1 protein-coding gene is annotated in these 1,230 nt (G+C 48.0%); it reads left to right on the forward strand.

Annotated elements, in window-relative coordinates; translation table 11 throughout:
* On the forward strand, positions 1 to 1,230 hold a 1,230-nt coding region (locus AC1DWB_RS35565), incomplete at both ends, for a glycosyl hydrolase family 28-related protein (protein WP_477545775.1).

Raw genomic sequence — 1,230 nt, forward strand, 5'->3', positions numbered from 1 at the left:
GTTCATTTCGGTGCTGCAGGTGACGGAGTGACCGATGATACGGTGAGGATCCAAAGGACCATTGATGCTGCGGTGGCGGCAGGAGGTGGCATTGTATGGTTCCCACCTGGCCGCACTTACATGGTATCGATGTTAAACGTGCAATGGGGACTGACATTCGAAGGATATGGCGCTATCGTGAAACGGTTGCCGAATCAGGGGAAGTGGACGCGAACGTTCACAACGCCGAATGATAATACGTACAATGGGACGGAGGATTCGCCCCCTTTGGTTTTCAAAGGATTGACGATTGACGGAAATCGCCAAAATCAAGGGGAGTACAACCGTTACCAGCTTGAGCAGGCACACCTTATTTTCGTAATGGGAAGCCGGCAAAGCACGGGTAGACTCCGCGTATGGGTGGAGGATTGTCATTTTAAAGATGGTGTTGCCGATGCAATCAGCATCTACAATAACGTTTCCGCAAAAGTTTCGAACTGTACGGCTGTAGACTGTTTTCGCGGAGGTCTGGTCGTAACCGGCGGCTATACCGACGTACAAGTGACGAACTTCAAAGCCCATGGAGCTATTCACTCTACCGGAATCGACGTGGAGGTTGACGGCTATGGCTACGGGCAGTCTTATGCAGTCGATATTATGGTCGACAATCTGTTTCTGCCTGACGGCGATTTCGATGTATCGATCCAGGGCGGCTCTACATTCGTCGGAAATAACATCATCGTCAGCAAACCGTTTTTCAATTTGTATGCAGACCAATCGATGGTGAAGATATCCAATTCCGTATTTCATGTAGGCATCAAGTCGGATGAGGCAAACCGGATTATAGCTGCGACGGATGTTACCTTTGAAAACTGTACCTTTGTTGCTGACACTTCAGGGGCTGTTACCGGAACTCCTCAAACGGTTGCCTGCGTTCATTTTTATCCGTATAACCGAAAAGACTGCAGAATCAAATTTAACAATTGCGATTTCAAACTCGATCCTTCGATTCGGGAAGGGGACACCGTGTATGCCGTCTACTTCGTAGCTGACAAGCTAGAGAATAACAATCAGATCGTACTGAACGGCTGTCATGTTGTGAAAGGGTTTGATTACGGGCTCTATATGGAGAAAGGAGGCACGGTTGTCGTTCAAAATTCAACAATCGATGCGGATACCGGTTTTTACTTAAACAGTGCGGATGGCGGATTCAATCTGGATGTAACGATCGACGGTTTATCGGTAAATAAC

The sequence above is a fragment of the Paenibacillus sp. P4_E11 genome (assembly GCF_056401635.1).